Raw genomic sequence first — 12,554 nt, 5'->3', positions numbered from 1 at the left:
ATGAATCAACAGTCGCCAGAAGAGATAGTTAATTTTAGAAATATTTCAGATCAATATAATATATATCTAGTAGACTTATGGGGCGTAATACACAACGGCGTTAAATTATTTGATAATGCAATTTATGTTTTAAAAAAATTAAAAAATGAAAATAAAAAAGTAGTTTTAATTTCAAATGCCCCAAGAACAAGTAAAACTGTAAAAAAATTTTTATTAAAATTGAACTTTGAATTAAATCTAATTGATTTATTAATTACCTCAGGTGATGTCACCAGGAATTATGTTTTAGAAAGTAGTGATAAAAAATTTTATCATCTAGGGCCCGGTAAAGATAATGATCTATTTTACGACATCAAAAATATTACAAAAAATGTTCACGAATCAGATGAAGTGGTTTGTACAGGTCTAATTGATAAAATTGGTCAAGATATTTCAAATTATCAAAGCTTGTTCATTGAATTAATCAATAAAGAAAAAGTTTTTATATGCGCAAATCCTGATGAGGTTGTCTCAAGAGGTGACAAAATAGAATTTTGTGCTGGTGCTTTGGCCAAATATTATAAAAAACTTGGCGGTAGGGTAAAATATTTTGGGAAACCTTATGACGAAATATATAATTTTACTAAAGACCAAATTATTAAACAGTTTGGTTTAATTGAGGAAAAAGATAAAATTTTAGCTGTTGGTGATAATTTAAAAACAGATATTTGTGGAGCGCAGAATTACAAAATTGATTCTTTATTAATATTAAATGGAATCTATAAAGATTTTTTTAGAAATAATAATTTAAATTTTGATAAATTATTGAAGTCAAATGAAATGGAAAGTTTAAGAATAATTAAATTTCAACAAGAATTAAAATGGTAAAATGAAAATATTAAGGAACAAATTTAATTTAAAACTTACAAAAAATTCAATTTTAGTCATTGGTAATTTTGATGGTTTGCACAAAGGCCACATATCAATTTTAAATGAAGCTAAAAAATTAGGCAAAAAAAGTAATCTGAAATTTGGTTTATTAACATTTGATCCAAATCCGAAAGAATTTTTTTCAAAAGATAAATATTTTAAAATCATTTCTAATACAGAAAAAGAGAATCTTTTATCAAAATATAAATTAGATTTTTTGATAATTTTAAAATTTAATAATAGTTTAAGAAATAAAAACGCTGATATTTTTGTTAAAGAAATTTTAAAAAGAAAAATATCTCCTTCAAAAATAATTATTGGCAAAGAATTCAAATTTGGAAAAAATAGAACGGGTACACCAAATTTGTTAAAGAGCTACTTCAATACAAAAATTGCAAATCAGAAAAAAATTTCTGGAGTAAAAATTTCCTCATCACAAATTAGAAAATTGATTCAAGCTGGAAAAATTACTAAAGCAAATAGATTATTAGGTAGAAGTTGGTCTGTCATTGGAAATGTAAATAGCGGTAATAAAATTGGACGTAAATTAGGATATAGAACAGCGAATCTTTTTGTAAATAATTGCATTCAACCCTCCCGTGGAGTCTATGCAACTAAGCTTTATTTAAATAATAGGTCATACAATGGAATAAGTAATTTCGGTATAGCTCCAACTTTTAAATTAAAGAAAAGAGAGGTTTTGGAAACTCATTTATTTAGTCCAGTGAAAAATTTGTATAAAAAAAAGGTAAAAATTGAGTTTTTTAAGTTTATTAGAAAAGAAAAAAAATTTAAAACAAAAAAAAATCTTACAGATCAAATAAAAAAAGATATTACAACTGCAAAAAAAATTTTAAATAATGTCTGAAAGTTCTGTCAATCTTCCAAAAACAAATTTTCCAATGAGAGGAAACCTTCCTCAAAAAGAGCCTGAAACTATAAAATTTTGGAATGAGATTGATTTATACAAAAAAATTAGATTAAAAAGATCAGGTAGAGAGCAGTTTATTCTGCATGATGGACCCCCTTATGCTAATGGAAATATTCATATAGGAACTGCATTAAATAAAATATTAAAAGATATAGTTGTTAAATTCAAATCTATTGATGGTAAGGATTGTCCATATGTACCAGGATGGGATTGTCATGGTTTACCAATTGAATGGAAAATAGAAGAACAAAATAAAAAAAAAGGAATTGATAAAAAAAATATATCAATTTTAGATTTTAGAAATCAGTGTAGAGAATTTGCAAAAGAGTGGATTGAAATTCAAAAAAATCAATTCAGAAGACTTGGCGTTTTTGGAGATTGGGAAAATTATTACGCGACAATGTCAAACGATGCAGAGGCGCAAATAGCAATTGAAATTTTGAGATTTTTAAAGAATGGTGGTTTATACAAAGGCTATAAACCTGTCTTATGGTCAGTGGTTGAAGCTACTGCATTAGCTGATGCTGAGGTAGAGTATCAAGACCATATTTCAAATCAGATTTATGTTAAGTTTCAATTAAAAAACCAATTTAGAGGACATGATGATTTAAATATTATTATTTGGACTACTACTCCTTGGACGATACCTTGCAATAGAGCATTGGCCTATAATTCTAATTTAGAGTATGGAATTTATGAAAATGAAAATAAAGACAAATTTATAATTGCCATAGACTTACTTGAAGACTTTGTAACCGCGATTAAAAAGAAACCTAAGTTAGTTGAAACCTTTAATGGCAGTGAATTAAAAGGCCTTAAGGCCAATCATCCTTTTCATGATTTGGACTATAAGTTCGATGTCCCTTTATTAGAAGCTGATTTCGTTACTATTGATCAAGGTACCGGTATTGTACATATTGCACCTAGTCATGGACCTGATGATTTTGCTCTGGGATTAAAAAATGGAATTAAGGCTGAGAATACAATTGATGATAATGGTCATTACACAAAAATAATTAAAAATTTTGAAGGAATTCATATTTTTAAGGCAGACAAAGTAATCATTGAAGAATTAAAAAAATTAGACAAATTAGTTTTTACTGCAGAATATAGGCATAGCTATCCGCATTCATGGAGATCCAAGGCTCCGCTTGTTCATAGAGCTACACCACAGTGGTTCATATCAATGGATAAAAATAAATTAAGAAAAAAAGCTTTAGAAAATATTGAGTCTACTGATTTTTACCCCCCTGTTGGAAAAAATAGGATTCATGGAATGATAGAGACCAGGCCTGACTGGTGCATCTCAAGACAGAGGTTTTGGGGTGTCCCAATGCCAATTTTTATCGACAAACAAACTCATGAGCCAATTGTAGATGAAGAAGTTAATAAACGTATTTATGAGATATTTAAAACCGAAGGAAGTGATGCGTGGTATAAAAGAGATCAATCTGAGTTTTTAGGTAAAAATTATGATTCAGATAAATATGTTAAAGTAGAAGATATAGTTGAGGTCTGGTTTGACTCTGGATCTACGCACTCTTATGTTTTAGAAAATAGGGAAGATTTAAAATGGCCAGCTGATATGTATTTAGAGGGCTCTGATCAACATAGGGGCTGGTTTCATTCTTCTTTACTTCACTCTGTTGGGACGAGAGGTAAGGCCCCATACAAAAGTGTTTTAACACACGGATTTGTTGTTGATGGCAAAGGACAAAAAATGTCAAAGTCATTGGGCAATGTAGTTGCCCCTGAAGAAATTATAAAAAAAAATGGCGCAGATATTTTGAGATTATGGGTCGTGGCCTCTGATTATTCTGAAGATCTAAAAATTGACCAGTCCATAGTATCGCAACATTCTGAGTCATATAGAAAAATAAGAAATACATTAAGATTTTTATTAGGTAACATATCTGATAATTTTTCATTTGATGAAACTGAAAATATGAGTTTTGAAAATTTGGATATTATCGACTCATTTGTTCTTAATAAAATTTCAGAATTAGACGAGAAATTTTATGAATATACTAAAGAAAATGATTTCCATAAAATTTATGTTGAATTATTAAATTTTTGCACAGTAGACTTATCATCATTCTATTTTGATATTAGAAAAGATACATTATATTGTGACGATTTTGAAAATCTTAAAAGAATACAGTGCGTAAATATTTTAAAAGTAACTTTATTATTTTTAATAAAATGGCTCAATCCAATTATATCTTTTACCATCGAAGAAGTATTTCAAATCTTAAGGACTAGTCAGAATAATAAGAATTTAATGCTTGAGGAAAGTATTTTCTTAGTTGATTTTAAAAAAATTGATTTTAGGGATCAGTTAGAATTTAACAAAATAGATTGGGAAACATTAAAGAAAATTAAATTTGAAATAAATCAAATAATTGAAGAAATGAGAGATAATAAAATTATTAAATCTGGATTAGAGGTAGAAGTAAATATTTCTGCTGATAAAAAATTTGAAACTATATTTGATAGAGTTAAATTAAATGACTTTTTGATTTGTTCAAAAGTGAATTTTAAAAAAGATGATAACGATGAAATGGATAATTTAGCTTCGGTAAGTGGTATTAAAGTTTTAGTAAAAAAGGCAACCGGATCAAAATGTAATCATTGTTGGAAAATTTCAGAAGGTACTTGTGAACGAAAAAATTGCCCAGTTATATAAAAAAATTTTTGCAATCTCTTCAATAATTTTAATATGTTTTTTGCTCGATAGATTTACTAAAATTTATACTATTAATTTTTTTATAACTAGTAATTTGGATAATTATTACGTTAATGATTTTTTAAATTTATCGCTTGTCTGGAATAAGGGAATCGCATTCGGTTTATTGCAGAGTGAAAATATTGCATACCATTTTATTTCAATATTCATTTTAGCTATAATTATTTTTATTATTTATTTAATTTTTAAAACTAAAAAAAAATATGAGATGGTTTTTTTCTCTATAATTGCTGGTGGTGCAGTTGGTAATTTATTTGATCGATTTTTTTACAATGCTGTTCCGGACTTTATTGACCTGCATTATAAAGAATTTCATTGGTTTATATTTAACGTATCTGATGTATTGATAAGCATAGGGATATTGCTTCTTGTGATTTTTGATATTATTAAGTTTAAAGAAAAATGATAAAATGAAAAAGTTTATTATATCAACAATATTATTATTTTTTGCAAATAGTTGCGAGAGTTTAAAAAAAGGACTTGGTTTAGAAAAAGATCCACCCGATGAGTTTTTGGTTATAAAAAACAAGCCAATACAAGTTCCTCCAGATTTTGATTTATTGCCCCCAGGTAGTAAGCAAGTCGAGGTTAAAAAAGATCAAACAAATAATGCAAAAAATATTGTAGACAAAAATTTGGCAGCAGACCAAAATACAAAGAATGATAAAATAGAACAAAGCCAAGGAGCAGACATTATTGAGAAAGAGATTCTTAAACAAATAGGAAATTAATGATCAGTTTCAATAATAGTTTTTTCTTTGATAAAAAAGGCTTAAACCTAGATAAAAATACAAAATATAAAAAAAATATAGATCTCGCCATTAGTTCTTCAGATAAAATTTTGAAGGAGTTTCAAAACGGTAGTAATGAAGTATTGGAATCTTTCACGGAAAATTATCAAAAAAAAATTAGAAGTATTAGAAGAAAAATTTCTTATCAAAATAAAAAAAAAGTAGTTATTGGCCTGGGAGGATCCTCTTCAGGAGCTAAAGCTTTGTCTTTTTACATTAATAATGAAATAATATTTTTTGATAATCTTGACTATAATTATTTTAAAAATTTCTTTTTAGAAAATAAAATTAGTGATTATTTTTTCTTTGTTATATCGAAATCTGGAGATACGTTTGAAACTTTGGCGTTACTAAATTTGCTTATATTGGAAAGTAATAAAATTAAGAACCATAATATATTTGATTCAATATTAATTATTACAGAAAATAGAGAAAATGCTTTAAGATCATTTGCTCAAAAAAATGATATTCAAATTATTGAGCATAATAAAAATATTGGAGGAAGGTTTTCAATTTTATCAGAAACTGGGATGTTGCCTATATTACAAGATGATAAAATTATTGTAGAAAAAGGATCAGAAAAATTTATTAAATTATTAAATAACGCAATTGATGATCTAAGTCCTATAAAAAACGCTGCAATCATTTTAACATGTTTAGACGAGATGAAATTGAATATGTATTGCAATCTATTGTATAATTATAGGTTAAAACATTTTTCTTATTGGTTCCATCAGCTACATGCAGAAAGTTTGGGTAAACACGGCAAAGGAATGACACCAATTACATCCATATGCCCAAAAGACCATCATAGCATGATGCAATTATATCTCGATGGTCCAAAAGATAAATTTTTTAATATATTTTCGCCACCAGATGAAGTTTATTATGAAAGTTTTATAAAACAAAATTTTGTCAGCATTGAAAGCTATTCCCCATCTGAATTACTTGAGAAGCAATTTAAATCTGTAATAAATGTTTTTTACGATAAAAAAATACCACATAGAGTTATAAATATATCTAATCATAAAGATCCATTAAATCTAATCGAATTATTTTCCTACTTTATATTAGAAACAATTTTACTTGGTAAAATGATTGGCATTGATCCTTTTAACCAACCTGCGGTGCAATTAATTAAAGAAAAAATTTTTAAGAAATAGTTTTCATAAAAAAAATTTTTGACTGACCATATATTTTTTCTTGAATAAATTTAAAATTTTGCAGGTCAATAATTTTCGTTTTTTTTACATGAAGAATAATTATTATATTTTTAAATGCAGTTAATAAATTTATAAAATTTAAAATTTTTTTAAATTCATTTATTTCATAAGGTGGATCAATAAATATCAAATTTGGATTAAATGTTTTTATCAAATAAAGTTTATCAATAGAAAAAAAATTTTTTTTTATAATATCGAATTTTTTTTTATCAAAATTGTTGGATAGATTTCGAAAAAGTACATTGGAAGTTTGGGGATGATTTTCATAAAATTTTACATGTGATGCACCTCTTGATATGCATTCAATTCCAAAAGACCCAGAGCCAGAAAAAAAGTCGATTACTTTTATATTATCAAATTCTATTCTAAAGTTTTTTGAATGTTTTAAGATATTAAAAATATTTTCTTTTACATTATCTTTCAAAGGTCTTGTAATATTCTGATCAGGTAATAAGAGTTTTTTACCTTTTTTTATTCCTGAAATAATTCTCATATTTTTGCAATTCTATTTTAGAGGGTTTTCTTAGATCACCAGGTAACATATTATCCAACTTAAATGGACCATAAGAAATTCTTTTTAATTTATTTACTTGCAAATTAAGATCCTTAAAAATATTTCTAATTTCATTTTTTTTCCCTTCTCTTAGATTCATTTCAATTATTGTATTTTTTTTAATTTTTGATTTAATTTTGAAATCAAATGATTTGTATTGAACTCCATTGATTTTTGTACCTTTTGATTTTAATTTTAGTTTTTCAATATTGAAATCTCCAAAAACTCTAACTTCGTACTTCCTTTCAAATTTGTTTTTAGGTAACTCTAAATTTCTTGTTAAAGAGCTGTCATTAGTAAGAATTATTAATCCTTCACTTTTAAAATCTAATCTCCCAGCAAAAATAAAATTCTTGTATTTAGAACTTATTATCTCATAAATTATTTTCCTTTCATCTTGCTTTTTTTTTGAACAAATAATATTTTTCGGCTTATAAAGTTTTAAAATAGAAATTTTTTTTTTAAAAAGTACTTTACTTCCATTAATTGTAATTTTATCTTCTTCATTCGCAAATGTTACTGGTGTTAAAATAATCCTACTATTAAGCTTTATCTTTTTATTAGATATTAAATTCTCTATTTCTCTACGAGATCCATAATTGTAACTTGCTAAAAGTTTGGCTATTCTAATTTTTGTATGATTCATAAAATAAATATAAACAATAATTTTAATTATATATTTGACATTCTATATCAACAGTCAATCAAAGCTCAGAAAAAAAAAGAAGTCCCAATCTCTGCTTTAATTTTTGATCCAAAAAATAACAGGGTTATATCGAAATCTCATAATCAAAATATTCAAGATAATAATCCATGCGCTCATGCCGAGATAATGTCGATAATTAAAGCTTGTAAAAAGCTCAATAAAAATAGGCTTGACGGTATGGATTTATACTGTTCGTTAGAACCATGTTTAATGTGTTCTTCTGTTATATTTCAAAGCAAAATACGTAGAGTTTATTTTGCTACGGACGACAAAAAGAATGGAGCATTAATTAATAACTATAAATTAGGTCTTAAAAAAAATTTAAGTCACAGAATTGATATCTATTATGGATTCCAAGAAGAAAAATTTTCAAAATTGTTAAAAAAATTTTTTAAAAAAAAAAGATAGTTATTTTAAAGCTCTCCAGCAGATATCACGTCTATAATATTTGTTTTCCCATTCAATTTTATCAAGCAGATCCAGCGCTCTATCTCTGGCAGATTTCAAATCTTTCATTGATACGGTTGAATTAAGAACTCTACCGCCGTTAGAAAAAATTTTTCCATCTTTTTTTATAGTACCCGCATGAAACATTTGTTCATATTTTTTTTCATTATTAGGTAAATTTTTTATTTCTTTAAGTTTTTCAAATTTTTCTGGATATCCTTTGCTGGCAGCTACTATGGTAACACAAGGATTTTTAGACCATTTTAATTCATTATTATTCAATTTTTCATCTATACAGTTTTGAATTAAATCAATTAAATCATCTTCAAGTCTTATCATTAGTACTTGGCACTCAGGATCTCCAAATCTTATATTATATTCAATCAGTTTTGGTTCTCCATTATCAATCATTAAACCAGCATATAAAATGCCTTTGTAATTGCAGCCAATTTCTGCCATTCCTTGAATTGTAGGTTTAATAATTTTATTTATAATTTTTTTTTCTACAGATTTTTCTATAATCAATGAGGGAGAATAAGCGCCCATACCACCAGTATTTAGTCCCGTATCATTTTCTCCAATTCTTTTATGATCTTGAGCTGTTCCAATTTGTTTAAAATTTTTCCCATCAGTAATCACAAAATAGCTTGCTTCCTCACCTTTTAAAAATTCTTCAATAATAACTCTGCTTGAAGTTGAAAATTTACCACTTAAAATACTCTTAATATCATCTAGTGCTTTCTCTTTAGTTTCACAAATAGTAACCCCCTTACCTGCAGCTAAACCATCAGCCTTAACAACAATTGGTTCTTGAAAATCTTTTAATTTTTCTTCAGCCTCTTCAATTGATTTCAATTCACAAAATTTAGCAGAAGGTATATTAAATTTTTTACACATATCTTTCATAAAAACTTTTGAACCTTCAAGCTGAGCAGCTTTCTTACTTGGCCCAAAAACTCGAATTTTTTTATCTTCTAGGAAATCAACAATTCCGTGTACCAAGGGGATTTCAGGTCCCACCACAACCAAGTCAATTTGATGTTCTTTAATTGTTTCATAAATTTTTTCAAAGTTTGAAATATCAATATTTAAGTTTGTACTTATTTCTTCAGTACCTGCATTTCCAGGCATACAGTATAGTTTTTTCAGTTTTAAAGATTGTTTTAATTTAAAACATAAAGCGTGCTCTCTACCACCGCTTCCAATTACACAGACGTTCATATATAGCTTTTATTATAAGATAATGAATAATATTCCAGAATTTTCTGTCACTGAGTTTTCAAATCTAGCAAAAAATATTCTTGAAGAAAATTTTAGTCTCATCAGAGTAAGAGGTGAAATTTCAAGTGTGAAAAATTTTAAAGGTCATTTGTACTTTACAATTAAAGATGAAAATTTTGTACTAAATTCTGTTTGTTGGGCATCTAAAGTTCCATACCTGCAAATACAACCCGAAGATGGAATTGAAATCGTTGCAGAGGGTAAAATTAGCACATATGCAAAAAGTAGTATTTCATCTTACCAACTTCAAGTGAATCAAATAGAGGTTAAAGGAGAGGGCGCTTTACTCAAACTATTCGAGCAACGAAAAAAAAAATTAGAAAGCGAAGGTTTATTTTCTGAAGCGCATAAAAAACAAATTCCTTTTTTGCCAAAAAAAATTGGAGTTATAACTTCACCTACTGGAGCGGTTATTATGGATGTAATTGATAGGATAGAATCTAGGTTTCCACTAAATATAAAACTTTATCCGGTAAGTGTACAAGGTCTAAATGCATCAAATGAAATTATTAATGGTTTAAATTTTTTTAAAAACTATGATGTTGATGTAGTCATAATTGCAAGAGGAGGAGGTGGCGTCGAAGATTTAATGCCATTCAATGATGAAAAATTAGTTAGGCATGTATTCGAGCATAAAACTCCAATTATATCAGCAATTGGCCATGAAACAGATTTCACTCTTCTAGATTTTGTTTCTGATCTCAGAGCCGCAACACCTACGGCAGCAGCAGAGTTAGTTGTTCCAGAGATAAAAAACCTTAAGGATAAGATAAATTTTTTAGTAAAAAGCTTGAAGCAAAAAATTAGTTTTATCATTTCAGATAGTCAAAAAGAAATAATTAACTTAAGTAGTTTCTTTAAGACAAAAAATCTAAAAAATTTAATTATTGAGAGAAAAAAAAATCTTTTTGCAAATTTAAAATTAATTAGTTCAAACTTAATTTCACATATAAAGCTGAAGACTTTAGAATTAAACAATATTTCTTCATCTCTTAAAAACTTGAATATTGAAAATATATTAGAGAGGGGATTTGTTTTGTTGAAAGATAGAAATGGTAAACTTATAAAAAACCCACAAATTTTAAAAAAAAATAAAGATACTATTCAAATACAATTCTACAAAGATTTAGTTCATGCTAGTATTAAAGTAAAAAAATGAGAGAAGCTAAAATAAAATATAATCATGGAAGTTTTGAAATTATTGAAGAGGGTGATTATGTAATATGCATAGTTTCTGGAAAAAAAATACTATTAAAAGATTTGAAATATTGGAATGTTGATCTTCAAGAACCCTATTTTTCACCAATAGAAGTAGCTCAGAAATATCAGAATGATTAGATTTTTTTTTGCTTTTATTTTTATTACAAATCAAGTTTGTGCTTTAGAATTAAAAGGAACATTTGAACAAGGTAGCCTTATCATTGGAAAAACAAATCCTTCAAATGAGATATATGTAGATCAAAAAAAATTGAAAGTAAGCAAAGAAGGATACTTTGTTTTTGGAATTTCAAGAGATCGTAAAAAAAATATAAGTATTTCTATAGGTGAAGATAATAAAGCAAGTCAAGTTATTAAATCAGTCAAAAGTAGAAAATTTAAAGTCCAAAAAATTGATGGTTTGCCCAAAAGAAAAGTCTCACCCAATAATGAAGATATGAAAAGAATTCGTAAAGAGGGTAAATTAATTGCGAAGGCAAAAAATGTAAACTCTGATCTGAGTTTTTTTTTTAAAGATTTTATAAGACCAGTTGATGGTATAACAACAGGAGTCTTTGGCAGTCAGAGAGTTTTAAATGGCAAACCAAGAAGACCACATTATGGGATCGATATTGCGGCTGCAAAGGGTACAAAAATAAAAAATTCAAATTCTGGAAATGTTCTTTTAGCAGCAAATAATCTATTTTTTACTGGAGGAACGATTATTATTGAACACGGACATGGATTAATTTCCATTTATTCCCACCTTGATAAGATTTTTGTAAAGAAAGGGGATTTTGTAAAAAAAGGCGAGTTGATTGCGACTGTAGGGTCAACTGGAAGATCTACAGGTCCTCATTTAGATTTTAGATTATATTGCAGAAATATTCCTGTTGACCCAGATCTTGTAATTAAAAAAAATTAAATCCTCCACCTGTCATGTGTCCAAATCCATTGCTCAGGATTATTTAAGATCATTTTTTCCAATTCTGTGTTAATTTTTTCTGTAATACTTAATTGATTATCTTCGGAATTAATTTTTATATTTTCTTTTATATGAATAACAAAATTTGCATTTGACTCTCGTTTAATTTCTATTGGAACGAGTGAATATCCATGCTTAAGTGCCAATTGTGCTGGAATATTTATTGTTAAAGCTTTTTTTTTAAATAAATCAACTTTTATTCCTTCATTTACTTTTTGGTCAACCATTAAAGCAATATGTTTTTTATTTTTTATTCTGTTTAAAAGTTGTCTGGTACCATCTTTACTTTTGCCAGGAATAGATTTTGGAATTTGGTCTTTGCACAAATATTTGGTTCTTAAATATTTCATAACAGGATTTAGAAAAATATTATTTAAAGGACGGTATAGAGCACAAATATTAAAATTGTTTTTTTCAATAGTCATGGCTAACAATTCAAAATTAGCAAAGTGACCGGAGAAAAAAAGCAAAGGTCTATTTAATTTTTTTAACTCATCAAATTTTGATAAATTTTCTACTTTGATACTTAAAGATTTATTTTTTCTAAAAAAACCAAGAAACATATATTCAGCAAAAGTTCTTCCATAATTACACCACATATTTTTAATAATTTTTTTATTTTCATTTTCATCATTATTCGGAAAAACCAAATTTAAATTCTTAGTAATTGTTTTATTATTTCTGATTAAAGGGCCAATTTTTTGAAAAATTAAACAACTTAGATTAGAAGATAATTTCAATCTTAATATTTTAAATATAAAAAAGAAAAATATTACAAATATAAA

14 protein-coding genes are annotated in these 12,554 nt (G+C 26.8%); 10 read left to right on the top strand and 4 right to left on the bottom strand.

Features of this window, described 5'->3' with window-relative positions:
• From ACTTAT_RS00070 to ACTTAT_RS00045, 6 genes are read left to right on the top strand one after another with little or no spacing between them, the layout of a single operon-like run.
• Complete coding sequence (locus ACTTAT_RS00070) at positions 1–867, top strand: TIGR01459 family HAD-type hydrolase (protein ID WP_440679013.1); 867 nt, start codon at positions 1–3, stop codon at positions 865–867.
• Between the two features lies 1 nt (position 868).
• Positions 869–1,777: a bifunctional riboflavin kinase/FAD synthetase gene (locus ACTTAT_RS00065; RefSeq protein WP_440679012.1), complete on the top strand. Its 909-nt coding sequence runs from the start codon at positions 869–871 to the stop codon at positions 1,775–1,777.
• On the top strand, positions 1,770–4,526 hold the full coding sequence (gene ileS, locus ACTTAT_RS00060; protein ID WP_440679011.1) for an isoleucine--tRNA ligase: 2,757 nt from the start codon (positions 1,770–1,772) through the stop codon (positions 4,524–4,526). Before ACTTAT_RS00065 ends, ileS begins: the two co-directional genes overlap by 8 nt.
• Positions 4,498–4,992: a signal peptidase II gene (lspA, locus tag ACTTAT_RS00055; protein ID WP_440679010.1), complete on the top strand. Its 495-nt coding sequence runs from the start codon at positions 4,498–4,500 to the stop codon at positions 4,990–4,992. The genes ileS and lspA overlap by 29 nt, the downstream gene beginning before the upstream one ends.
• A gap of 4 nt (positions 4,993–4,996) precedes the next feature.
• Positions 4,997–5,317, top strand: a complete 321-nt coding sequence (locus ACTTAT_RS00050; protein ID WP_440679009.1) for a DUF3035 domain-containing protein — start codon at positions 4,997–4,999, stop codon at positions 5,315–5,317.
• Positions 5,317–6,540, top strand: a complete 1,224-nt coding sequence (locus ACTTAT_RS00045; protein WP_440679008.1) for a hypothetical protein — start codon at positions 5,317–5,319, stop codon at positions 6,538–6,540. The genes ACTTAT_RS00050 and ACTTAT_RS00045 overlap by 1 nt, the downstream gene beginning before the upstream one ends.
• Here the strand turns inward: ACTTAT_RS00045 and rsmD are convergent.
• Both rsmD and ACTTAT_RS00035 read right to left on the bottom strand, forming a co-directional pair.
• Entirely contained in the window at positions 6,530–7,093 is a 564-nt protein-coding gene (gene rsmD, locus ACTTAT_RS00040; protein WP_440679007.1) for a 16S rRNA (guanine(966)-N(2))-methyltransferase RsmD, read from the bottom strand. The two genes, ACTTAT_RS00045 and rsmD, sit on opposite strands and share 11 nt — an antisense overlap.
• The gene (locus ACTTAT_RS00035; protein ID WP_440679006.1) at positions 7,062–7,799 is read right to left on the bottom strand and encodes a pseudouridine synthase; all 738 of its coding nucleotides are present in this window, start codon (positions 7,797–7,799) and stop codon (positions 7,062–7,064) included. The genes rsmD and ACTTAT_RS00035 overlap by 32 nt, the downstream gene beginning before the upstream one ends.
• Here ACTTAT_RS00035 and ACTTAT_RS00030 point away from each other — a divergent pair.
• Positions 7,791–8,267 carry a nucleoside deaminase gene (locus tag ACTTAT_RS00030; RefSeq protein ID WP_440679005.1) on the top strand — a complete coding sequence of 159 codons (477 nt, stop codon included), beginning with the start codon at positions 7,791–7,793 and terminating at the stop codon, positions 8,265–8,267. The two genes, ACTTAT_RS00035 and ACTTAT_RS00030, sit on opposite strands and share 9 nt — an antisense overlap.
• Here ACTTAT_RS00030 and purD read toward each other — a convergent pair whose 3' ends face one another.
• Positions 8,268–9,527, bottom strand: coding sequence for a phosphoribosylamine--glycine ligase (purD, locus tag ACTTAT_RS00025; protein WP_440679004.1), 1,260 nt, complete (start codon positions 9,525–9,527; stop codon positions 8,268–8,270).
• A gap of 22 nt (positions 9,528–9,549) precedes the next feature.
• Here purD and xseA point away from each other — a divergent pair, with 22 nt between their 5' ends.
• The 3 genes from xseA to ACTTAT_RS00010 are packed head-to-tail and all read left to right on the top strand — an operon-like array spanning position 9,550 to position 11,709.
• Positions 9,550–10,746 carry an exodeoxyribonuclease VII large subunit gene (gene xseA / locus ACTTAT_RS00020; RefSeq protein WP_440679003.1) on the top strand — a complete coding sequence of 399 codons (1,197 nt, stop codon included), beginning with the start codon at positions 9,550–9,552 and terminating at the stop codon, positions 10,744–10,746.
• Positions 10,743–10,925 (top strand): DUF2093 domain-containing protein, encoded by a 183-nt coding sequence (locus ACTTAT_RS00015; RefSeq protein WP_440679001.1) that lies wholly within the window; start codon positions 10,743–10,745, stop codon positions 10,923–10,925. Before xseA ends, ACTTAT_RS00015 begins: the two co-directional genes overlap by 4 nt.
• A complete protein-coding gene (locus ACTTAT_RS00010; protein WP_440679000.1) occupies positions 10,918–11,709 on the top strand; it encodes a M23 family metallopeptidase in 792 nt (263 codons plus the stop codon). The genes ACTTAT_RS00015 and ACTTAT_RS00010 overlap by 8 nt, the downstream gene beginning before the upstream one ends.
• Here the strand turns inward: ACTTAT_RS00010 and ACTTAT_RS00005 are convergent.
• Positions 11,706–12,554 (bottom strand): lysophospholipid acyltransferase family protein (locus tag ACTTAT_RS00005; RefSeq protein ID WP_440678999.1); only part of this gene is annotated, 849 nt, incomplete at its 5' end. The two genes, ACTTAT_RS00010 and ACTTAT_RS00005, sit on opposite strands and share 4 nt — an antisense overlap.

It is taken from the genome of Candidatus Pelagibacter sp. HIMB1517 (assembly GCF_052047895.1).
GTDB lineage: Bacteria > Pseudomonadota > Alphaproteobacteria > Pelagibacterales > Pelagibacteraceae > HIMB114.
The sequence above is the reverse complement of the archived record's forward strand: the minus strand, read 5'-3'. Positions and strand labels throughout refer to the sequence as shown.

Coding starts and splice junctions, on each gene's coding strand:
- ACTTAT_RS00050 (WP_440679009.1), top strand. CDS start 4,997: ATGAAAAAGTTTATTATATCAACAATATTATTATTTTTTGCAAATAGT.
- ACTTAT_RS00030 (WP_440679005.1), top strand. CDS start 7,791: ATGATTCATAAAATAAATATAAACAATAATTTTAATTATATATTTGAC.
- xseA (WP_440679003.1), top strand. CDS start 9,550: ATGAATAATATTCCAGAATTTTCTGTCACTGAGTTTTCAAATCTAGCA.
- ACTTAT_RS00070 (WP_440679013.1), top strand. CDS start 1: ATGAATCAACAGTCGCCAGAAGAGATAGTTAATTTTAGAAATATTTCA.
- rsmD (WP_440679007.1), bottom strand. CDS start 7,093: ATGAGAATTATTTCAGGAATAAAAAAAGGTAAAAAACTCTTATTACCT.
- purD (WP_440679004.1), bottom strand. CDS start 9,527: ATGAACGTCTGTGTAATTGGAAGCGGTGGTAGAGAGCACGCTTTATGT.
- ACTTAT_RS00010 (WP_440679000.1), top strand. CDS start 10,918: ATGATTAGATTTTTTTTTGCTTTTATTTTTATTACAAATCAAGTTTGT.
- ACTTAT_RS00015 (WP_440679001.1), top strand. CDS start 10,743: ATGAGAGAAGCTAAAATAAAATATAATCATGGAAGTTTTGAAATTATT.
- ileS (WP_440679011.1), top strand. CDS start 1,770: ATGTCTGAAAGTTCTGTCAATCTTCCAAAAACAAATTTTCCAATGAGA.
- ACTTAT_RS00045 (WP_440679008.1), top strand. CDS start 5,317: ATGATCAGTTTCAATAATAGTTTTTTCTTTGATAAAAAAGGCTTAAAC.
- ACTTAT_RS00035 (WP_440679006.1), bottom strand. CDS start 7,799: ATGAATCATACAAAAATTAGAATAGCCAAACTTTTAGCAAGTTACAAT.
- ACTTAT_RS00065 (WP_440679012.1), top strand. CDS start 869: ATGAAAATATTAAGGAACAAATTTAATTTAAAACTTACAAAAAATTCA.